22 protein-coding genes are annotated in these 19,856 nt (G+C 52.3%); 13 read left to right on the top strand and 9 right to left on the bottom strand.

What is annotated here, in order from left to right; genetic code table 11:
* Positions 1 to 3 precede the first annotated feature (3 nt).
* Positions 4 to 1,368, bottom strand: a complete 1,365-nt coding sequence (gene pabB / locus ACLJR2_RS08535) for an aminodeoxychorismate synthase component 1 (protein WP_000978470.1) — start codon at positions 1,366 to 1,368, stop codon at positions 4 to 6.
* 80 nt (positions 1,369 to 1,448) lie between these two features.
* On the opposite strand from pabB, the gene ACLJR2_RS08530 reads away from it, so the two are divergent.
* On the top strand, positions 1,449 to 1,628 hold the full coding sequence (locus tag ACLJR2_RS08530) for a YoaH family protein (protein WP_000457328.1): 180 nt from the start codon (positions 1,449 to 1,451) through the stop codon (positions 1,626 to 1,628).
* Between the two features lie 5 nt (positions 1,629 to 1,633).
* Here ACLJR2_RS08530 and ACLJR2_RS08525 read toward each other — a convergent pair whose 3' ends face one another.
* Entirely contained in the window at positions 1,634 to 1,978 is a 345-nt protein-coding gene (locus ACLJR2_RS08525) for a RidA family protein (RefSeq protein ID WP_000029550.1), read from the bottom strand.
* Between the two features lie 130 nt (positions 1,979 to 2,108).
* Between ACLJR2_RS08525 and ACLJR2_RS08520 the strand changes: the two genes are divergently transcribed.
* The 5 genes from ACLJR2_RS08520 to rnd all read left to right on the top strand — a co-directional run bounded on the left by ACLJR2_RS08520 (position 2,109) and on the right by rnd (position 8,515).
* Positions 2,109 to 4,019, top strand: coding sequence for an ATP-dependent DNA helicase (locus ACLJR2_RS08520; RefSeq protein WP_000128802.1), 1,911 nt, complete (start codon positions 2,109 to 2,111; stop codon positions 4,017 to 4,019).
* A 57-nt stretch (positions 4,020 to 4,076) separates the two neighbouring features.
* Positions 4,077 to 4,772 carry a tRNA (adenosine(37)-N6)-threonylcarbamoyltransferase complex dimerization subunit type 1 TsaB gene (tsaB, locus tag ACLJR2_RS08515; RefSeq protein ID WP_001221014.1) on the top strand — a complete coding sequence of 232 codons (696 nt, stop codon included), beginning with the start codon at positions 4,077 to 4,079 and terminating at the stop codon, positions 4,770 to 4,772.
* A 71-nt stretch (positions 4,773 to 4,843) separates the two neighbouring features.
* Complete coding sequence (locus tag ACLJR2_RS08510; RefSeq protein ID WP_000290594.1) at positions 4,844 to 5,425, top strand: Slp family lipoprotein; 582 nt, start codon at positions 4,844 to 4,846, stop codon at positions 5,423 to 5,425.
* A gap of 204 nt (positions 5,426 to 5,629) precedes the next feature.
* A complete protein-coding gene (gene fadD, locus ACLJR2_RS08505; protein ID WP_000758418.1) occupies positions 5,630 to 7,315 on the top strand; it encodes a long-chain-fatty-acid--CoA ligase FadD in 1,686 nt (561 codons plus the stop codon).
* Positions 7,316 to 7,387: 72 nt separating this feature from the next.
* Positions 7,388 to 8,515, top strand: a complete 1,128-nt coding sequence (gene rnd / locus ACLJR2_RS08500) for a ribonuclease D (RefSeq protein ID WP_001109121.1) — start codon at positions 7,388 to 7,390, stop codon at positions 8,513 to 8,515.
* Positions 8,516 to 8,636: 121 nt separating this feature from the next.
* Here the strand turns inward: rnd and minE are convergent, their stop codons facing one another.
* The 3 genes from minE to minC are packed head-to-tail and all read right to left on the bottom strand — an operon-like array spanning position 8,637 to position 10,450.
* A complete protein-coding gene (gene minE / locus ACLJR2_RS08495) occupies positions 8,637 to 8,903 on the bottom strand; it encodes a cell division topological specificity factor MinE (RefSeq protein WP_001185666.1) in 267 nt (88 codons plus the stop codon).
* Between the two features lie 3 nt (positions 8,904 to 8,906).
* Entirely contained in the window at positions 8,907 to 9,719 is an 813-nt protein-coding gene (minD, locus tag ACLJR2_RS08490; protein ID WP_000101047.1) for a septum site-determining protein MinD, read from the bottom strand.
* 23 nt (positions 9,720 to 9,742) lie between these two features.
* Complete coding sequence (gene minC / locus ACLJR2_RS08485; RefSeq protein WP_000072527.1) at positions 9,743 to 10,450, bottom strand: septum site-determining protein MinC; 708 nt, start codon at positions 10,448 to 10,450, stop codon at positions 9,743 to 9,745.
* 125 nt (positions 10,451 to 10,575) lie between these two features.
* On the opposite strand from minC, the gene ACLJR2_RS08480 reads away from it, so the two are divergent.
* From ACLJR2_RS08480 to ACLJR2_RS08460, 5 genes are all read left to right on the top strand, one after another.
* Positions 10,576 to 10,869: a YcgL domain-containing protein gene (locus ACLJR2_RS08480; protein WP_001525604.1), complete on the top strand. Its 294-nt coding sequence runs from the start codon at positions 10,576 to 10,578 to the stop codon at positions 10,867 to 10,869.
* Positions 10,870 to 10,918: 49 nt separating this feature from the next.
* A complete protein-coding gene (locus ACLJR2_RS08475; protein ID WP_001519895.1) occupies positions 10,919 to 11,578 on the top strand; it encodes a fumarylacetoacetate hydrolase family protein in 660 nt (219 codons plus the stop codon).
* A gap of 92 nt (positions 11,579 to 11,670) precedes the next feature.
* Complete coding sequence (locus ACLJR2_RS08470; RefSeq protein WP_043991145.1) at positions 11,671 to 12,117, top strand: YcgN family cysteine cluster protein; 447 nt, start codon at positions 11,671 to 11,673, stop codon at positions 12,115 to 12,117.
* Between the two features lie 351 nt (positions 12,118 to 12,468).
* Positions 12,469 to 12,606, top strand: coding sequence for a hypothetical protein (locus ACLJR2_RS08465; protein ID WP_001519337.1), 138 nt, complete (start codon positions 12,469 to 12,471; stop codon positions 12,604 to 12,606).
* A 191-nt stretch (positions 12,607 to 12,797) separates the two neighbouring features.
* On the top strand, positions 12,798 to 12,971 hold the full coding sequence (locus ACLJR2_RS08460; protein WP_001083582.1) for a GnsA/GnsB family addiction module toxin: 174 nt from the start codon (positions 12,798 to 12,800) through the stop codon (positions 12,969 to 12,971).
* A gap of 71 nt (positions 12,972 to 13,042) precedes the next feature.
* Here ACLJR2_RS08460 and ACLJR2_RS08455 read toward each other — a convergent pair whose 3' ends face one another.
* From ACLJR2_RS08455 to nhaB, 3 genes are all read right to left on the bottom strand, one after another.
* Positions 13,043 to 13,384 carry a DUF1971 domain-containing protein gene (locus tag ACLJR2_RS08455; protein WP_000018967.1) on the bottom strand — a complete coding sequence of 114 codons (342 nt, stop codon included), beginning with the start codon at positions 13,382 to 13,384 and terminating at the stop codon, positions 13,043 to 13,045.
* 108 nt (positions 13,385 to 13,492) lie between these two features.
* Entirely contained in the window at positions 13,493 to 14,023 is a 531-nt protein-coding gene (dsbB, locus tag ACLJR2_RS08450) for a disulfide bond formation protein DsbB (RefSeq protein ID WP_000943475.1), read from the bottom strand.
* A gap of 141 nt (positions 14,024 to 14,164) precedes the next feature.
* Positions 14,165 to 15,709, bottom strand: coding sequence for a Na(+)/H(+) antiporter NhaB (nhaB, locus tag ACLJR2_RS08445; protein WP_000406436.1), 1,545 nt, complete (start codon positions 15,707 to 15,709; stop codon positions 14,165 to 14,167).
* A 219-nt stretch (positions 15,710 to 15,928) separates the two neighbouring features.
* Here nhaB and fadR point away from each other — a divergent pair, with 219 nt between their 5' ends.
* Positions 15,929 to 16,648, top strand: a complete 720-nt coding sequence (fadR, locus tag ACLJR2_RS08440) for a fatty acid metabolism transcriptional regulator FadR (protein WP_000234826.1) — start codon at positions 15,929 to 15,931, stop codon at positions 16,646 to 16,648.
* Between the two features lie 46 nt (positions 16,649 to 16,694).
* Here the strand turns inward: fadR and ACLJR2_RS08435 are convergent, their stop codons facing one another.
* Entirely contained in the window at positions 16,695 to 18,227 is a 1,533-nt protein-coding gene (locus tag ACLJR2_RS08435) for a SpoVR family protein (protein WP_000190832.1), read from the bottom strand.
* 322 nt (positions 18,228 to 18,549) lie between these two features.
* Between ACLJR2_RS08435 and ACLJR2_RS08430 the strand changes: the two genes are divergently transcribed.
* The gene (locus tag ACLJR2_RS08430) at positions 18,550 to 19,848 is read left to right on the top strand and encodes a D-amino acid dehydrogenase (protein ID WP_001266935.1); all 1,299 of its coding nucleotides are present in this window, start codon (positions 18,550 to 18,552) and stop codon (positions 19,846 to 19,848) included.
* The last annotated feature ends 8 nt before the right edge of the window (positions 19,849 to 19,856 follow it).

Here is a 19,856-nt window from a genome sequence, read left to right as displayed (position 1 = left end):
GTATTAGTTCTCCAGTGGGTGCAGGATACGATTAACTTTATCAAAAGTTTCCTGATATTCCGCTTCTTCCTTGCTATCGGCCACGATACCGCCGCCGGCTGAGCAATAGAGTTGGCCCTGCGTTGCCGTGACGGTGCGGATAGTAATACTGGTATCCATCTTGCCGCAGAAACTCAGATAACCGATGCTACCGCACCAGGCGTTGCGTCGCTGCGGCTCCAGTTCGTCGATAATTTCCATTGCCCGCACTTTAGGCGCGCCGGTAATGGAGCCGCCGGGGAAAGCCGCGCGCAGCAGGTCGGTGGCATGAAGCGAGTCCGGTAAACGGGCGGTAATGGTGCTAACCAGATGGTGAACGGCAGGAAATGGTTCGACGACGAACAGTTCCGGCACTTTCACCGAACCCGGTACGGCGACCCGGCCAATATCGTTACGCATCAAATCGACGATCATCAAATTTTCAGCGCGATCTTTCATTGAGTTGGTCAGTTTCTGCGCCTGCTGACGATCCGCCTGCGGATCGTTAAGCCGTGGGAGCGTGCCTTTGATCGGGCGCGTCTGAATATGACCATTCTCCAGTTGGATAAAACGCTCGGGAGAAAGGCTCAATATGGCGCCGTCATGTAAACGAAGAAAGGCGCTGAACGGGGCGCGATTGGCGCGGTTAAGGTGTTCGAAAGCCTGCCACTCATCACCCTCGTAGCTCGCCTGAAAACGCTGGGAAAGATTGACCTGATAGCAGTCCCCGCTGTGCAGCCAGGCCTGCACCTGACGAAACTTCTCGCCATACTCGCAACGCGTCATATTGGATTGCCAGGCCGAGGTAAGCCTGAAGGGCGTTCGGGTCGGCGCGCGCTGGCTGGTGAGCCAGCGATATCGGGCGTCTGCATCGTGATAGCTTATCAGCGACACCACCTGTTTATGGTGATCGACAATCAGCGCCCAGTCGTAAAGGCCAATCGCCATATCGGGTAAAACGATATCGCGCGCGGCAGTATCGGGCAGAATTTCGAAACGCCGCCCTAAATCATAACCAAACAGACCCAGCGCGCCGCCCTGAAAGGGTAAGTCAGGGTCAGGCTGAGGATGAAAAGGCAGCGCCTCCAGTTGAGTCTGCAAAACGTGTAACGGATCGTCGAGAGTGACGGTAGTCGTGCGCGCAGTACATACCGTGGTTTCCTGGGCGCGCGTGGTCAGTGTGGTGACAGGATCGGCGACCAGAATATCAAAGCGGTTATAGGGATGAATAGCATCACCTGAATGCAGCAGCATCGCCCAGGGCAAATGGTTTACGGGCGCAAAATAGTGTTCAGCGGCGTTCGGACGCCAGGGTAAGGTGATAACAGTGGGAGATAACGTCTTCATCATTCCTGACTCGTTACAACACTACTGGCTTACCGCCGGGTAGCGTGAAATAATTAGCGCTAACAATTTAGCAGGAGTTAATCATGTTTGCAGGTTTACCTTCACTCAGTCATGAACAACAGCAAAAAGCCGTAGAACGTATCCAGGAATTGATGTCGCAAGGTATGAGCAGCGGAGAAGCGATTGCCCAGGTGGCGGGCGAACTTCGCGCCAACCATACCGGCGAACGGATAGTGGCGCGTTTTGAGGATGAAGACGAATAACCGGCTTATACCGCCGCGACAATCTTAATCTCAACTTTATATTTCGGGTTCATCAACCCGGCCTGTACGGTACAGCGTACCGGCGCATGGCCTGCGACGACCCACGCATCCCACGCCTTATTCATGGCGGCAAAATCCGCTTTATCGCTCAGGAAAATAGTGGCATCCAGAATACGTGACTTACTGGAGCCCTGTTTTTCCAGCACCGCATCAATTTGCGCCAGAGTATTCGCCGTTTGCTCAAAAGCATCGGCGTCCAGGTTTTCCGGCACGCCGGTATACCACAGCGTATTATTGTAGATCACCACGTCTGACCAACGATCTTCGGCATCAATACGCACGATAGACATCACTTATTCCTCATTTGCTTTTCATTTGAATGGCTCAAGACTGCCACAATGTGTCGTCGCCGTCACCTCTGTAGCTGGCGTAAGCCTTTCTACCCTGACATAATCCCTGTGCAAATTAACAGGGGGCAGTGTGACGGACGATTTTGCAGCAGATGGCCAACTGGCCAAAGCGATAACTGGCTTTAAACCGCGCGAACCACAGCGGCAAATGGCGGTTGCCGTGACACAAGCGATTGAAAATGCGCAGCCTCTGGTTGTTGAAGCCGGCACCGGAACCGGGAAGACCTATGCTTACCTCGCTCCGGCGTTGCGCGCCGGGAAAAAAGTCATTATTTCGACCGGGTCGAAAGCGTTGCAGGATCAACTCTACAGCCGCGATCTGCCGACGGTAGCAAAAGCGTTGGCATTTACCGGTAAGACGGCCCTGTTGAAAGGACGTTCAAACTACCTCTGCCTGGAGCGGCTGGAACAACAAGCGCTGGCGGGCGGCGATTTACCAGTACAAACGTTAAGCGACGTGATATTGCTGCGCTCCTGGTCAAATCAGACGCGGGATGGCGATATCAGCACCTGCGTCAGCGTGGCGGAGGATTCCCAGGCCTGGCCGCTGGTCACCAGTACCAACGACAACTGCCTTGGCAGCGATTGCCCGCTCTACAAAGAGTGCTTTGTGGTGAAAGCGCGTAAAAAGGCGATGGACGCGGATGTGGTGATTGTAAACCACCACCTTTTTCTTGCGGATATGGTGGTTAAAGAGAGCGGGTTTGGCGAACTTATCCCTCAGGCTGAAGTAATGATCTTCGATGAAGCCCACCAACTGCCTGACATCGCCAGCCAGTATTTCGGACAATCGCTCTCCAGCCGTCAGTTGCTGGATTTAGCAAAAGACATCACCATCGCCTACCGGACGGAACTGAAAGACACTCAACAGTTGCAAAAATGCGCCGATCGCCTTGCCCAGAGCGCCCAGGATTTTCGTCTGCAACTGGGGGAGCCCGGCTACCGGGGAAATTTGCGTGAACTGTTAGCCGACCCACGTATCCAACGGGCATTTTTACTGCTGGATGATACGCTGGAGCTTTGTTACGACGTGGCGAAGCTGTCGCTGGGCCGTTCGGCGCTGCTGGATGCGGCTTTTGAACGCGCCACGCTATACCGTTCACGGCTGAAACGCTTAAAAGAGATCAATCAGCCGGGATACAGCTACTGGTATGAGTGCACCTCGCGCCATTTCACCCTGGCGCTGACGCCGCTCACCGTGGCGGACAAATTCAAAGAGGTGATGGAACAGAAACCCGGTAGCTGGATTTTTACCTCGGCCACGTTGTCGGTAAATGATGATCTTCACCACTTTACCGCCCGTCTGGGAATTGAACAGGCAGAATCCATGCTACTGCCCAGCCCATTCGACTATACGCGCCAGGCGTTACTCTGCGTACCGCGTAACCTACCGCAAACCAACCAGCCCGGCGCGGCGCGACAGTTGGCGGCTATGCTCAGGCCGATTATCGAAGCCAATAACGGGCGATGTTTTATGCTGTGCACCTCGCACGCCATGATGCGCGATCTGGCGGAGCAGTTTCGCGCCACCATGACGCTGCCAGTATTATTGCAAGGGGAAACCAGTAAAGGCCAACTGTTACAGCAATTTGTTAGCGCCGGCAACGCGCTGCTCGTCGCCACCAGCAGCTTCTGGGAAGGGGTGGACGTGCGCGGCGATACGTTATCTTTGGTGATTATCGACAAATTGCCGTTTACCTCCCCGGACGACCCGATGTTAAAAGCGCGAATGGAAGACTGTCGTTTGCGCGGTGGCGATCCGTTTGATGAGGTTCAACTGCCCGACGCGGTGATTACGCTGAAGCAGGGGGTGGGGCGGCTGATTCGCGATGCGGACGATCGCGGGGTGTTAGTGATTTGTGATAACCGGCTGGTGATGCGGCCCTATGGCGCCACGTTTCTCGCCAGCCTGCCTCCTGCGCCGCGCACGCGTGATATCGCCCGTGCCGTTCGCTTTCTTGCGATTCCATCCGCCGAGTAATTTGTTACGGAGTATGGTAAGATGCGCGCTATTTTATTGATCTAAGCACGAAACCTCATGCGAATTCTGGCTATCGATACCGCCACAGAGGCCTGTTCTGTCGCCCTGTGGAACAACGGTACTATCAATGCTCACTTTGAGCTTTGTCCACGAGAACACACTCAACGTATCCTGCCCATGGTGCAGGAGATTCTGGCCGCCAGCGGCGCCTCGCTCAATGAGATAGATGCGCTGGCGTTTGGGCGCGGTCCGGGCAGCTTTACCGGCGTGCGTATCGGCATTGGCATTGCGCAAGGGCTGGCGTTAGGGGCAAATCTGCCGATGATCGGTGTTTCGACGCTTGCCACGATGGCGCAGGGCGCATGGCGTAAAACTGGCGCGACCCGCGTACTCGCCGCGATTGACGCGCGGATGGGCGAAGTGTACTGGGCGGAATACCAGCGTGATGCGCAGGGCGTCTGGCAGGGCGAAGAGACGGAAGCGGTGCTGAAACCGGAACGGGTCGGCGAGCGGTTGAAACAGCTTTCCGGCGAGTGGGCGACCGTAGGAACGGGTTGGTCCGCGTGGCCCGATCTGGCGAAGGAGTGCGGCCTGACGCTTCATGATGGGGAGGTGTCGCTCCCGGCAGCGGAAGATATGTTGCCCATCGCCAGTCAAAAGCTGGCGGCAGGAGAGACCGTTGCCGTGGAACATGCCGAGCCGGTTTATTTGCGTAACGAAGTGGCGTGGAAGAAACTTCCCGGCAAAGAATGACTCTCACTACTATTACCCCCCATACTTTATGCTGTGGGGTGGAATAGAGGTCGAGAAAAAGGAGTCGCATCATGGCGGTTCAAAAAAGGTTAATAAAAGGGGCGCTGGCGTGCGCTTTTGCGCTTATGCTGAGCGGTTGCGTGACTATCCCGGATGCCATTAAAGGTTCGAGTCCGACGCCGCAGCAGGATTTGGTGCGGGTGATGAATGCGCCACAACTCTATATCGGGCAAGAGGCGCGTTTCGGCGGTAAAGTTGTGGCGGTACAAAATCAGCAGGGAAAAACCCGGCTTGAAATCGCGACCGTACCGCTCGACAGCGGCGCGCGTCCTGTTCTGGGCGAAGCCTCGCGCGGCAGAATTTTTGCCGATGTGAACGGTTTTCTGGACCCGGTGGACTTCCGTGGCCAGTTAGTTACCGTTGTCGGCCCGATAACCGGCACGGTTGACGGTAAAATCGGCAATACGCCGTATAAATTTATGCTGATGCAGGCTACCGGCTATAAACGCTGGCATCTTGTTCAGCAGGTCGTCATGCCTCCACAGCCGATCGATCCGTGGTTTTACGGCGGACGCGCCTGGCCTTATGGCTATGGCGGTTGGGGATGGTATAACCCTGGACCCGCAGAGGTTCAGACGATAGTAACAGAGTAACCCTTTGTTTTATCAATAAAAGAAACAGCGGCTGGTCCGCTGTTTCTGCATTCATAGAGACATAATAAAAATAAATAGTGACGCGCTTCGCAACCTTTCAGTTGCGTAATTAATAAACTGGTACGCTGAGTTAATATAATGTTAACGACTTGTTTATTAACTGGGGTTGTGATGACGACGAACACTCATTTTAGAGGTGATGCATTGAAGAAGGTTTGGCTTAACCGTTATCCTGCTGATGTTCCGGCGGAGATCAACCCTGACCGTTATCAATCCCTGGTTGAACTGTTTGAACATGCGGCGACGCGCTATGCCGATCAGCCTGCGTTCGTCAATATGGGGGAGGTAATGACCTTCCGTAAATTAGAAGAACGTAGTCGGGCATTTGCGGCTTATTTACAACAAGGGCTGGGACTCAAAAAAGGCGACCGTGTGGCGCTGATGATGCCAAACCTGTTGCAGTATCCCGTCGCGCTATTTGGTATTTTACGCGCCGGCATGATTGTGGTGAACGTTAACCCGCTGTACACGCCGCGCGAACTTGAGCATCAGCTTAACGATAGCGGCGCGGCGGCAATCATTATTGTTTCTAACTTTGCCCATACGCTGGAAAAAGTGGTCGAGAAAACGTCGGTACAGCACGTTATTCTGACGCGGATGGGCGACCAGCTTTCTACCGCCAAAGGTACGGTTGTTAACTTTGTCGTGAAATACATCAAGCGTCTGGTGCCAAAATACCACTTGCCAGATGCGATCTCGTTTCGCAGCGCGCTACAGCACGGCTACCGTATGCAGTATGTCAAACCCGAGGTTGTCGCTGAAGATCTGGCTTTCCTGCAATATACCGGCGGTACGACGGGCGTGGCGAAAGGCGCGATGTTGACCCACCGCAATATGCTGGCGAATCTGGAGCAGGTGAAAGCGACCTATGGGCCGCTGCTGCACCCGGGGAAAGAGCTGGTAGTGACCGCGCTGCCGCTGTATCACATTTTTGCCTTAACCATGAACTGTCTGCTTTTTATCGAGCTGGGTGGGCAAAACCTGCTGATTACCAATCCGCGTGATATCCCCGGCCTGGTCAAGGAGCTGGCGAAATATCCATTTACGGCGATGACTGGCGTTAATACGCTATTCAACGCTCTGCTCAATAATAAAGAGTTTCAACAGCTGGATTTTTCTTCGCTGCATCTGTCAGCCGGCGGCGGGATGCCGGTACAAAATGTCGTTGCGGAACGTTGGGTAAAGCTGACCGGGCAATACCTGCTGGAAGGCTACGGGCTGACCGAGTGCGCCCCGCTGGTGAGCGTCAACCCGCATGATATTGATTATCACAGCGGCAGTATCGGCCTGCCAGTACCGTCAACAGAAGCCAAACTGGTGGATGACGATGACAACGAAGTCGCGCCGGGTGAGGCCGGAGAGCTTTGCGTGAAAGGTCCGCAGGTTATGCTGGGATACTGGCAGCGTCCTGACGCGACGGATGAAATCATTAAAGATGGCTGGCTGCATACGGGCGATATTGCGGTTATGGATGAAGACGGCTTTCTGCGGATTGTCGATCGTAAGAAAGATATGATTCTGGTTTCTGGTTTCAACGTTTATCCAAACGAAATTGAAGATGTGGTGATGCAGCATTCTGGCGTGCAGGAAGTCGCGGCGGTTGGCGTGCCTTCCGGTAGTAGCGGCGAAGCGGTGAAGCTTTTTGTGGTTAAGAAAGATCCGGCATTGACTGACGATGCGTTGATCACCTTCTGCCGTCGCCATCTGACCGGATATAAGGTGCCCAAACAGGTCGAGTTTCGCGAGGAATTACCAAAATCTAACGTTGGGAAAATTTTACGACGAGAACTGCGTGACGAAGCCCGTGGCAAAGTAGACAATAAAGCCTGAGCGTTAAGTCAGCTAACGAGAGACGCCGGTTAAGCCGGCGTTTTTTTTGGCGCGAACCAAAGAGAACACGATTTGAATTACCAAATGATTGAAACGGACGATGCGCTGGCGAGCCTGTGTGAGGCTGTCCGCGCATGTCCGGCTATTGCTTTAGATACGGAATTTGTCCGTACCCGCACCTATTACCCGCAGTTAGGATTGATACAGTTATTTGACGGGGCAAATGTCGCCCTGATCGATCCGCTCGGCATCAGCGACTGGTCGCCGTTAAAAGCGGTGTTGCGCGATACGGGAATCACCAAATTTCTGCACGCGGGTAGCGAAGATCTGGAAGTATTTCTGAATGCGTTTGGCGAACTGCCGGAGCCCCTGATTGATACGCAAATTCTGGCGGCGTTTTGCGGGCGTCCGCTGTCGTGGGGGTTTGCGGCGATGGTAGAAGAGTATACGGGCGTGGCGCTGGATAAAAGCGAGTCTCGTACCGACTGGTTAGCCCGGCCTTTAAGCGAACGTCAGTGTGAATACGCGGCGGCGGATGTCTGGTATCTGTTACCGATCGCCAAAAAGCTGATGATTGAAACTGAAGCCGCAGGATGGCTGCCTGCCGCGCTTGATGAATGCCGATTGATGCAGCAGCGTCGTCAGGAGATTCAGGCGCCGGAAGAAGCATGGCGGGATATCACCAATGCCTGGCAACTGCGTACTCGCCAGTTAGCCTGTCTGCAACTTTTAGCTGACTGGCGGATACGTAAGGCGCGTGAGCGCGATATGGCGGTGAACTTTGTTGTGCGTGAAGAAAACCTGTGGGCGGTCGCGCGTTATATGCCGGGCAGTCTCGGTGAGCTGGATAGCCTGGGGCTTTCCGGCAGCGAGATTCGTTTTCACGGCAAGACGTTGATATCGCTGGTGGCGAAAGCACAGGCGTTACCGGAAGAGGCATTGCCGGAACCCCTGTTGAATCTGATGGACATGCCGGGCTATCGCAAAGCGTTTAAGGCCATCAAAGCTCTGGTGGCGGAGGTGAGCGCGTCGCATCACGTCAGCGGCGAGCTACTGGCATCGCGTCGGCAGATTAATCAGTTGCTTAACTGGCACTGGAAATTAAAACCGCAAAATGGGCAACCGGAATTGATTTCCGGCTGGCGCGCCGAACTGATGGCGGAGAAGTTAACTCTTCTGTTGCAGGAGTATCCGCGTTAACGGCGGTAATTGCCGGGAAAACGGCCAGTGAAATAAATGTCCGTATTCGGAATAATGTAAAAAAATAAAAAAGGCAGATTCTTCTGCCTTTTTTAATCCAGGAATTTTCCCATAAAAGAGCTTATTTTGACTCTTCGGCTTCCGGCAGCGTTACGTTAAGTTCAAGGATGGAGATATCACCATCTTTTTGCTCAAGCTGGACGGTAACCATTTCCGGATCGATTTGTACGTATTTACAAATGACCTCAAGAATATCTTTACGTAACTGCGGTAAATAATGCGGTTCGGCATCGCTACGGCGACGTTCCGCGACGATGATTTGCAACCGCTCTTTTGCAATATTAGCGGTACTCTTTTTCCGCGAGAGAAAAAAATCCAGTAATGCCATAATTTATCCTCCGAACAGGCGTTTGAGGAAACCTTTCTTCTCTTCTTCAATGAAGCGGAAAGGACGTTCTTCTCCCAACAGACGATCTACGGTATCTGCATAGGCTTTACCCGCATCCGCAGTGGCGTCAAGAATCACCGGTTCGCCCTGGTTCGATGCGCGCAGTACGGATTGATCTTCCGGGATCACCCCGACGAGTTTAATACGCAGAATCTCCAGTACATCTTCCATGCTGAGCATGTCGCCTTTATTGACGCGGCCTGGATTGTAGCGCGTCAACAGGAGATGTTCTTTAATCGGTTCTTCGCCATTTTCTGCGCGACGAGATTTCGATGCCAGAATACCCAGAATACGGTCCGAGTCACGGACAGAAGAGACTTCCGGGTTGGTCGTAATGATCGCTTCATCGGCAAAATAGAGCGCCATCAGCGCCCCGGTTTCGATACCCGCCGGCGAGTCGCAAACGATGAACTCAAAGTCCATCGCTTTCAGTGAGTCGAGTACCTTAGCGACGCCTTCGCGCGTTAGCGCGTCTTTATCCCGGGTCTGCGACGCCGGAAGAATGAAGAGATTTTCAGTACGCTTATCTTTGATCAGCGCCTGATTCAGTGTCGCATCGCCCTGAATGACGTTTACAAAATCGTAAACGACACGACGTTCGCACCCCATAATCAGATCGAGGTTACGCAGTCCGATATCAAAATCAATGACGACAGTTTTCTTTCCCTTCTGGGCCAAACCTGTAGCGATGGCCGCGCTGGAGGTGGTCTTGCCAACGCCCCCTTTACCCGAAGTAACAACAATAATGCGTGCCATAAAAATTCCTTGTTAAAAAGGGATCAATTCAACGGTTGAACTGTCAAAGCGTTGTCTGCTAAACGCAGGCGCGCCGCTTTGCCATAAAATTCTGCCGGGATTTTATCACTCAGCCAGTAAACACCTGCGATAGAGACCAGTTCTGCCGTCAGATGGGTACAAAAAATTTGCGCTTCCCGATCGCCGCTCGCCCCTGCCAGCGCGCGACCTCTCATCATGCCATAGACATGGATATTGCCGTCAGCGATAAGCTCTGCGCCAGCGCTGACGTGACTTGTAACAATCAGATCACATTGTGGAGCATAAATGCGCTGACCGGAACGAACCGGAACATCAATTAATCGCGTTTTTGTGATGGGATTAGCGTTTTGCGGCGGCTCGCTGGGCGTTGCCGGCTCAACGGGCGCAGGCCGAACCGCTTTCTCTTTACCTTCAGTCAGTAAAGGAAGACCCATCCGATCGATTTCTACTTTCAGGCTGGCGTCTTTACAGCCGCTCACGCCGATAATGCGTAAGCCGGTTGAGGTCACGATCTTATGCAGTTCCGGCCAGTTTACCGGGCTTTCAAGACCGCTAACGTTAATAACGACAGGGGCGTGTTTTAAAAACGCAGGAGCCTGCGCTATTTTGTCTTCTAACGCCTGACGAATAACCTCTGGTTCCGCTTCATGCAAATGAACCACTGATAAGGTGAAACTACTGCCTTTAAGCTCGATTGGCGTGTTTGACATCCTGGCCTTACTCAATTTGCTATTTATCATCTCCGATACGGAGTGATATTCCGAAGTCCAGAAGGCATGTTATAGTCAGTATTATATTGAGGCAAGTCACCATCCCGTTAATTCAGAGTAAAAGTATGTTTTGTGTGATCTATCGAAGTAGCAAGCGCGATCAAACCTATTTGTATGTCGAAAAAAAAGACGATTTTTCGCGAGTGCCTGAAGCGTTGATGAAAGGATTCGGTCAGCCGCAGTTAGCGATGATGCTGCCGCTTGATGGACGTAAAAAATTAGTCAATGCCGAGCTCGAAAAAGTAAAACAGGCGTTAAGCGAGCAGGGCTATTATTTACAATTGCCGCCGCCGCCGGAAGATTTGCTGAAACAACATCTTTCTTCGGTGGGACAAAATACGTCGCCCGCTGACCGTTAAACGGTATTCGGCGCCGCGCCTGAATTCCATCATGATCTTAGGGGAAAATATGTATCAACATCGTAACTGGCAAGGTGCCTTGCTTGATTACCCGGTAAGTAAAGTGGTCTGCGTGGGCAGTAATTACGCAAATCACATCAAGGAGATGGGCAGCGCGACGCCGGAAGAACCCGTGCTTTTTATCAAGCCGGAAACCGCATTGTGTGATATTCGCCAGCCGCTGGCGATTCCGGCGGATATGGGGGCTGTTCATCATGAAGTTGAGCTTGCTGTGCTGATTGGCGCAACGCTCCGCCAGGCGACCGAAGATCATGTACGTAAAGCGATAGCCGGTTATGGCGTGGCGCTTGATTTAACCCTGCGCGATATTCAAGGGAAAATGAAAAAGGCCGGACAGCCCTGGGAAAAAGCCAAAGGTTTTGATAACGCATGTCCGATTTCAGGCTTTATTCCTGTCGCGGCCTTCTGCGGCGATCCGCAAAATACGGTTATCGGACTTAACGTTAATGGCGAGGTTCGCCAGCAAGGGTCGACCGCGGATATGATTCATCCTATTGTGCCCCTTATCGCCTATATGAGCCGCTATTTTACGCTCAAAGCCGGGGACGTGGTGCTAACCGGCACGCCGGCAGGCGTGGGGCCATTATTAAGCGGCGATGAGCTGGACATTCGTTTTAATGGCGAAACGTTGTCTACCCGCGTTCTGTAAAATCTGCTTGCCGCCTTCAGCGGCGGTAAAACTTGCATCTGCAGGCCAGACTGGTTATAAGGTGCAGCTTTAGTGCAATGGCGGATACTTTAATGAGCGATACACCTTTCTGGCAACGTAAAACCCTGGATGAAATGACCGATGCCGAGTGGGAGTCGTTGTGCGATGGCTGCGGTCAATGCTGCCTGCATAAGCTGATGGATGAAGATACAGATGAAATCTACTTCACCAACGTGGCGTGCAGGCAATTAAATATCAAAACGTGCCAGTGCCGCCATTATGAGCGCCGTTTTGAATTTGAACCCGACTGTATCAAACTCACTCGCGAAAATTTGCCAGGCTTTGAATGGTTGCCGATGACCTGCGCCTACCGTTTGTTAGCGGAAGGTAAGCCCTTGCCGACGTGGCATCCGCTGCTGACTGGATCGAAAGCCGCTATGCATGGCGAGCGAATTTCTGTCCGTCATATCGCGGTTAAAGAATCTGAAGTACGGGACTGGCAGGATCATATTTTAAATAAACCGTCGTGGGCAGAATAAGTCTTCGGCAAAACGGCTGATTGTTTACAATTCTTTAATTTACGCCGGGCGACCCCTGCAACCAGAAATTGCGTGCAAATTCCGTCACCTGGCGTTATCACTGCCTTCTATTCTTCCCTGACGCGCCTTGTCGCTGCGCTCGCGCACGTATGGTGGCGACTCTATACTTTCAAAGCAGTATATCGCTGCCTATCCTGAGGAGTTACCCCATGAATAACCAACCGTTGCGCGTTTCAAAGGATCAGCCCAGGAAGCCTGATAAGACACCCGAAGACGAAGGAAAAAATCCAAAGAAAAACCAAAAGTAGTGCTGTAGGGTATCTTTAATAACTATGGTTCGTTGGAGGCTTTATGTCTGAACGTCCTGATTTAGTCGATCCATTACCAGAGGATGAGCCGCTTCCTGGTGAAAATATTCCGGATACACCAGAGGGAGACGATCCTCTCGACCCGGATACCCAGAATGAGGTTGAAGATCCTCGTAGATAGCGTCTTGTGCTATTAACCAACCGCCTGATGCACTGTTTGTGCCAGGCGGTTTTTTACATCTTCTAAAGCGAAACATCCTGATAATCCTCAGAAAGATAGCCTATAATTTTTTGTACGTTAAAATAGTAGCGCGTCCATGACGACACTGTCTTATTGCGCTTAGCCGTTTGCGAGTTCAAAGGAGGAAATCAATGAACAGCGAAGAGTTGACACATAAAGCAGAAGAGGAAATCGCGGCACTCATTAGCAAAAAGGTCGCCGAACTACGGAAGAAAACCGGGCAAGAGGTTTCCGAAATAGAGTTCGCGCCGCGAGAAACGATGAAAGGGCTTGAGGGATACCACGTTAAAATTAAACTACTCTAGCGTTTAATTAGCGCCATTAATCACCTGGCTACTGGGCGGGACGCCGCCCAGTGGTGACTGGTTTACCGATGTCAGGCTTTTTTCTGTTGATACATTTCCTCGCCCTGATGGTCTTCCTCTACCCAAAAATGAATGTTGAACCGCGCATCATCGCTCAGCTCTACCCGATGCCAGTATTGCGGCGGACTGGTGGCGAATTGCCCGGCATTAATCACCACTTTCACTTCTGGTTCTGTCGCGGTTTCATTCGCAAAGCCATAGTAGGTCACGGTGCCTTCCATCACGCAGAGTTGTCCGAAAACGCCTGCCGCTGTGTTGTGATGAGAGAGCAGTGCCGCCGGAACATTCTCTTTGGTGAAAAAGGGGGTAGAGCGTTTAACTTTCCAGTTTGCCGGGATGCGTAAGTGGGACATAAGACATCTCCCTGATGTGGTGATTAAAAGATGTATTTAATATACACCTTTTAATCACTGACAAACAACGCTTCGGGCAAAAAAAACGCTCCCGAAGGAGCGTGTGTATCAACGACCGAACAGGTCGCGTTTTTTAGGCTTAAATGCCTGGGCTATGACGACGGCTATCGCCACCACAAGGTAAGCGGCAAAGATCCCCAACAGCCATTGCGGCATCTCCAGCGTTAAAAACGACCACTGGCGCTCGGCGCAATCACCGGATGCCACAAACACCTGCGGCAGCCATTTACCCAACGGTAACCAGTCTGGAAAGCGCGCCATAAAGTCACAGGTCATGAACGGCGAGGGATGCAACTGAATCATCGTATGTTCATACGCCAGTTGTAGACCCCGCCAGGCGCTGTAAATCCAGATAACCATTGCCACGTATCGCAGCGGCGTTTTCGGCGCTATTGCGCCGACCAGACCCGCGCCCATCACGCCAAACAGGGCGCAACGTTCGTAAATACATAGCACGCAAGGTTTAAGTAACATGACGTGCTGGAACCACAGCGCCACCATTTCCAGCGCCAGGGCGGTAAACGCCATCAGTAACCATGCGCCCCGACCCCGTGAGCACTGGTTTAAAAATCGCAACATAATAATTTCCCTGCAACATGCGTAGAGACCGCAGTGTAAACCAATTCAATTCGTGCGCCACTAGCGGGAAATGAAATAATGTGTAATTGGATAATTATCAGGCAAAAATCGGAGCCGGGCGGTGTATTGCCCGGCCAAACGTTACGAAAGCGTTGCTAACCATCCTGCCTGAGTCATCCATTCGGTGGCCGGCGCAAGAGTGAATTCGACGCACAGTAGCCCTATCAGGGTCAGTACGATAGTGTACGGTAACGCCATCCAGACCATACGGCCATAGGAGAGACGGATTAACGGCGCCAGCGCGGAGGTCAGCAGGAATAAGAATGCCGCCTGACCATTTGGCGTCGCTACCGATGGCAGGTTAGTACCGGTATTGATGGCCACGGCTAAAAGCTCAAACTGTTTTAAGCTGATAGCGCCGTTTTCCATTGCCGCCTTCGCTTCGTTGATATAAATGGTGCCGACAAAGACGTTATCTGAGATGGAGGACAACAGGCCGTTAAAGAGATAGAACAGCGTTAGCTGCGCGTGTTCAGAGGCTTGCAAGACGAACTGAATAATCGGCGCGAAAAGATGTTGATCGATAATAACCGCCACAATAGAGAAGAAAACGGTTAACAGCGCAGTAAACGGCAGCGACTCGGTAAACGCTTTGCCGATGGCGTGTTCATCGGTGACACCCGTTAACGCGGTGGTCAGAATAATGACCGACAGACCAATCAGTCCCACCTCCGCGAGATGGAGGGCGAGGGCGGTAACCAGCCAGACGCCAATAATCGCCTGGACTATTAGTTTAATTTTATCCTGGCGGGTGCGCTTCTTACGGCTTTGATCGTCGAATTGCTGCAAGACGTCGCGGACTTTTTCGGGCAACGTTTCGCCATAGCCAAACCAGCGCATTTTCTCGACCAGCATACAGGTTAACAGTCCACATACCAGTACCGGGACGGTGACAGGCGACATCCGTAAAAAGAAGTCGCCGAAATGCCAGCCAGCCGCTTTAGCGATGATCAGGTTTTGCGGCTCCCCGACCATGGTCATGACGCCGCCCAGCGCCGTCCCCACGCCTGCATGCATCATCAGACTACGCAAGAATCCGCGGAATTGCTCCAGCACCGTTTTGTAATGCGGATCGATATGGCTGTCGTCCAGCATATCGTTCTCTTCGCCGCGCGATGAGGCCACACGATGGTAAATCCCGTAAAAACCGACGGCGACGCTGATCACCACCGCAACGACGGTAAGCGCGTCAAGGAAAGCCGACAAGAATGCAGCGGCGACGCAAAAGGCCAGCGACAGAACCATCTTCGAGCGGATACTGAGTAACAGACGGGTAAAAATAAACAGCAATAACTGCTTCATAAAGTAGATGCCTGCCACCATAAACATCAGCAGCAGCAAGACTTCCAGGTTGGCGGCAACCTCTTCACGTACATGGGCGGCGCTGGTCATGCCGATGATAACGGCTTCAATGGCCAGTAACCCGCCGGGCAGCAGGGGGTAACACTTTAACGCCATCGCCAGAGTGAAGATAAACTCTGCCACCAGCAGCCAACCGGCAATAAAGGGATTAGCTAAGAAAATGAATGGGTTAACAATTAAAAAGACAAGTAGTGCCAGTTTGTACCAGTCGGGCGACTGGCCTAAAAAGTTGCGCCACATGGCGCGACCCCATGAGATCTCCATGAAATTTTTCCTTACCTAGAAAAATGAAATAGCGTTTTTATGTTTAAACACAGAGAGTAGCGAGCGCGACGAATGCAAGCAAGTCCTTAACGATATTGGCAGGCGATATCAGAAATGGTGCCTTGATCCCCTTTTTCTTCATTGCGTCCGCTATCAGGTGTTACGCCCGTCTGGTATGATGAGTCCAACTATGTTTTGCTGTGTAATGGAAATCTCACTATGGTCATTAAGGCGCAGAGCCCGGCGGGTTTCGCGGAAGAGTATATTATTGAAAGTATCTGGAATAACCGCTTTCCTCCTGGCACGATCTTACCGGCAGAACGAGAACTCTCCGAACTGATCGGCGTGACGCGCACGACATTACGCGAGGTGTTACAGCGGCTAGCGCGAGATGGCTGGCTGACCATTCAGCATGGCAAACCGACAAAGGTTAATAATTTTTGGGAAACGTCAGGGCTGAATATCCTTGAAACGCTGGCCCGCCTTGATCATGAAAGCGTTCCGCAACTGATTGACAATTTGTTGTCGGTGCGTACCAATATTTCTACTATCTTTATTCGTACCGCGTTGCGTCAACACCCGGATAAGGCGCAGGAAGTGCTGGCCACTGCCCACGAAGTGGCCGACCATGCCGATGCATTCGCCGATCTGGACTATAACATCTTTCGTGGTCTGGCATTTGCCTCCGGCAATCCTATTTACGGCTTGATCCTGAACGGCATGAAAGGGTTATACACCCGCATTGGTCGCCACTATTTCGCCAATCCGGAAGCGCGCAGTCTGGCACTGGGTTTCTATCATAAATTATCGTCGTTATGCGAACAGGGCGCGCACGACCAGGTGTATGAAACGGTGCGGCGTTATGGGCATGACAGCGGCGAGATTTGGCATCGGATGCAGAAAAATCTGCCCGGTGATTTAGCGATTCAGGGACGATAATCCCGCGATGCCCGGTAGACGCAAACACTACCGGGCAGCATCTCGATTACAGCGTGTTCATGCGCGGCGGACAACGCTCCAGCAGTTCTACGCTGCCATCCTCATTTTGTTGCTCCAGCATCACATCAAAGCCCCATAACCGATGCACATGTTTCAGCACCTCTTTGCGGCCTTTATCCAGCGGCGCGCGGTTATGCGGGATATAACGCAACGTCAGCGATCTGTCGCCGCGTAAATCCACATTCCAGACCTGAATATTCGGCTCCAGGTTGCTCAGGTTATACTGTGACGACAGTTTTGATCGAATCTCCCGATAACCTTCTTCGTTATGAATGGCGGAGATCTCCAGATAATTATGCCTGTCATCATCAAGTACCGTGAAGAAACGGAAATCACGCATCACTTTTGGCGACAGGAACTGGCTGATAAAGCTTTCATCTTTAAAATCGCGCATGGCGAAGTGCAGCGTTTCCAGCCAGTCGGAACCGGCAATATCCGGAAACCAGTATTTATCTTCATCCGTGGGCGACTGACAAATACGTTTGATATCCTGGAACATGGCAAAGCCGAGCGCATAGGGGTTAATTCCGCTATACCAGGGGCTATTATAGGGTGGCTGAAATACGACATTGGTATGGCTGTGTAAAAACTCCAGCATAAAGCGTTCCGTCACTTTGCCTTCATCATACAGATGGTTCAGGATGGTGTAGTGCCAGAAGGTCGCCCAGCCCTCGTTCATGACCTGCGTCTGTTTCTGCGGATAAAAATACTGGCTGACTTTACGCACGATGCGCAGAATTTCGCGCTGCCACGGCTCGAGCAACGGGGCGTTTTTCTCCATAAAATAGAGCAGGTTTTCCTGCGGTTCAGCGGGAAAGCGGCGTGCTTCGGCGACAGTTTTTTCTTCCTCGCGTTTTGGCAGCGTGCGCCACAGCATATTCACCTGGCTTTGTAGATACTCCTCCCGGCTTTTTTGTCGCGCTTTCTCTTCCTGCAACGAGATTTTCTGCGGGCGCTTATAGCGATCGACGCCGTAATTCATCAGCGCGTGGCAGGAGTCGAGCAGTTTTTCTACTTCATCCACTCCGTAGCGTTCTTCACAGCGGGTAATGTAATTTCGGGCGAAAATCAGGTAGTCGACGATAGAGCTGGCATCCGTCCAGCTCCGGAAGAGATAATTATTTTTAAAAAAGGAGTTGTGGCCGTAACAGGCGTGCGCCATGACCAGCGCCTGCATGGTGATGGTGTTTTCTTCCATCAGGTAGGCAATGCAGGGATTAGAGTTGATCACAATTTCATAAGCCAGTCCTTGTTGACCATGCTTATACAGACGTTCCGTCTCAATGAACTTTTTGCCAAACGACCAGTGCGGATAGTTGATCGGCATCCCGACGCTGGAGTAGGCGTCCATCATCTGTTCGGAAGTGATGACTTCAATTTGGTGCGGGTAAGTATCCAGTTGGTAGAGTTTCGCCACGCGGTCTATCTCTGCCAGATAGACATCCAGCAGATCAAATGTCCAGTCGGGTCCATCGCTCAAACGTGTGGTGTCCTTGTTCATGGAATCAATCGTTGCCATTCGCGCACCCTCATTGTTGGCGACGCTCTCTGTATGGAGCGCCTCCTTTCAAGCATAGAACACCATGTTAAAAAACGACTTGATCGTGAAAACTTTTCTTTGCGATTTCCTCCACTCTGAACGGCAAAAAAACGGGTATTGGCATCATTTTATGCTGTATAGCCATGCCGCGTAGCAGGAGATCCCAAACCAGTGGGATCGCTTGTCTTTAGGGTATATGTGAAGCACGTCACCATAAAAAAGTCATATGTTGAATAATATTTTCATCTGGGTTATCAAGATGTAATCAGAAGATTGTTCTTTTACTATTAACGGAGTGGCTATGCGAGTTGTCATCCTGGGGAGTGGCGTAGTTGGCGTGACCAGCGCCTGGTATTTGAGTCAGGCGGGGCATGATGTCACCGTCATCGATCGCGAATCCGGCCCGGCGCAAGAAACCAGCGCGGCGAATGCCGGACAAATTTCACCGGGATATGCGGCGCCCTGGGCGGCCCCTGGCGTACCGCTGAAGGCGATAAAATGGATGTTCCAGCGCCATGCGCCGCTGGCGGTGCGTCTGGATGGCACCCCGTTTCAACTGAAGTGGATGTGGCAAATGCTGCGTAACTGCGATACCCGGCATTATATGGAAAATAAAGGCCGCATGGTGCGTCTGGCGGAATATAGTCGCGACTGTCTGAAAACGCTACGCGCCGCGACCGGTATCGAATATGAAGGCCGCCAGGGGGGAACGCTGCAACTCTTCCGCACCGCGCAACAGTATGAGAACGCCACCCGTGATATCGCCGTGCTGGAAGATGCCGGGGTGCCGTATCAGCTCCTGGAAGCCAGCCGACTGGCGGAAGTTGAACCCGCTCTGGCTGAGGTTGCGCATAAATTAACCGGCGGACTGCGCTTACCGAATGATGAAACCGGGGACTGTCAGCTCTTTACCCAGCGTCTGGCGCGCATGGCGGAGCAGGCGGGCGTAACCTTTCGCTTTAATACTCCCGTGGAAAAATTACTGTACGAAAATGATCAGATTTACGGCGTGAAATGCGCCGATGAGATCATTAAAGCAGATGCGTATGTCATGGCGTTTGGATCGTATTCGACGGCGATGCTTAAAGGCATTGTTGATATCCCGGTGTATCCGCTGAAAGGCTATTCATTAACCATCCCAATCGTCGAGCCAGACGGCGCGCCGGTATCGACGATTCTTGATGAAACCTACAAAATCGCTATTACGCGTTTTGATAAGCGTATTCGCGTGGGGGGAATGGCGGAAATCGTGGGCTTTAATACCGACTTACTGCAACCACGCCGCGAGACGCTGGAGATGGTTGTGCGCGATCTTTTTCCGCGCGGCGGTCATATTGAGCAGGCCACATTCTGGACCGGCCTGCGCCCCATGACGCCGGACGGCACGCCGGTAGTAGGACGCACCCGTTATAAAAATCTGTGGCTTAATACTGGACACGGTACCTTAGGCTGGACGATGGCCTGCGGTTCAGGCCAGTTGTTAAGCGATATCTTGTCGGGTCGTACGCCAGCGATACCCTACGACGATCTGAGCGTGGCGCGATACCGTTCCGATTTTACGCCCACCCGCCCGCAACGTTTGCATAGCGCGCATAACTGATAAAGGAA

The organism is Salmonella sp. SAL03688 (assembly GCF_046551895.1).
In the GTDB taxonomy this organism is placed as follows: domain Bacteria; phylum Pseudomonadota; class Gammaproteobacteria; order Enterobacterales; family Enterobacteriaceae; genus Salmonella; species Salmonella enterica.
This window is presented reverse-complemented; position numbering and strand designations above follow the sequence as displayed.

Bases quoted from the DNA above. Each gene is read 5' to 3' on its own strand.
- pabB (WP_000978470.1), bottom strand. From the start codon at position 1,368: ATGATGAAGACGTTATCTCCCACTGTTATCACCTTACCCTGGCGTCCG.
- ACLJR2_RS08530 (WP_000457328.1), top strand. From the start codon at position 1,449: ATGTTTGCAGGTTTACCTTCACTCAGTCATGAACAACAGCAAAAAGCC.
- ACLJR2_RS08525 (WP_000029550.1), bottom strand. From the start codon at position 1,978: ATGTCTATCGTGCGTATTGATGCCGAAGATCGTTGGTCAGACGTGGTG.
- tsaB (WP_001221014.1), top strand. From the start codon at position 4,077: ATGCGAATTCTGGCTATCGATACCGCCACAGAGGCCTGTTCTGTCGCC.
- ACLJR2_RS08510 (WP_000290594.1), top strand. From the start codon at position 4,844: ATGGCGGTTCAAAAAAGGTTAATAAAAGGGGCGCTGGCGTGCGCTTTT.
- minE (WP_001185666.1), bottom strand. From the start codon at position 8,903: ATGGCATTACTGGATTTTTTTCTCTCGCGGAAAAAGAGTACCGCTAAT.
- minD (WP_000101047.1), bottom strand. From the start codon at position 9,719: ATGGCACGCATTATTGTTGTTACTTCGGGTAAAGGGGGCGTTGGCAAG.
- minC (WP_000072527.1), bottom strand. From the start codon at position 10,450: ATGTCAAACACGCCAATCGAGCTTAAAGGCAGTAGTTTCACCTTATCA.
- ACLJR2_RS08480 (WP_001525604.1), top strand. From the start codon at position 10,576: ATGTTTTGTGTGATCTATCGAAGTAGCAAGCGCGATCAAACCTATTTG.
- ACLJR2_RS08475 (WP_001519895.1), top strand. From the start codon at position 10,919: ATGTATCAACATCGTAACTGGCAAGGTGCCTTGCTTGATTACCCGGTA.
- ACLJR2_RS08470 (WP_043991145.1), top strand. From the start codon at position 11,671: ATGAGCGATACACCTTTCTGGCAACGTAAAACCCTGGATGAAATGACC.
- ACLJR2_RS08465 (WP_001519337.1), top strand. From the start codon at position 12,469: ATGTCTGAACGTCCTGATTTAGTCGATCCATTACCAGAGGATGAGCCG.
- ACLJR2_RS08460 (WP_001083582.1), top strand. From the start codon at position 12,798: ATGAACAGCGAAGAGTTGACACATAAAGCAGAAGAGGAAATCGCGGCA.
- ACLJR2_RS08455 (WP_000018967.1), bottom strand. From the start codon at position 13,384: ATGTCCCACTTACGCATCCCGGCAAACTGGAAAGTTAAACGCTCTACC.
- dsbB (WP_000943475.1), bottom strand. From the start codon at position 14,023: ATGTTGCGATTTTTAAACCAGTGCTCACGGGGTCGGGGCGCATGGTTA.
- nhaB (WP_000406436.1), bottom strand. From the start codon at position 15,709: ATGGAGATCTCATGGGGTCGCGCCATGTGGCGCAACTTTTTAGGCCAG.
- fadR (WP_000234826.1), top strand. From the start codon at position 15,929: ATGGTCATTAAGGCGCAGAGCCCGGCGGGTTTCGCGGAAGAGTATATT.
- ACLJR2_RS08435 (WP_000190832.1), bottom strand. From the start codon at position 18,227: ATGGCAACGATTGATTCCATGAACAAGGACACCACACGTTTGAGCGAT.
- ACLJR2_RS08430 (WP_001266935.1), top strand. From the start codon at position 18,550: ATGCGAGTTGTCATCCTGGGGAGTGGCGTAGTTGGCGTGACCAGCGCC.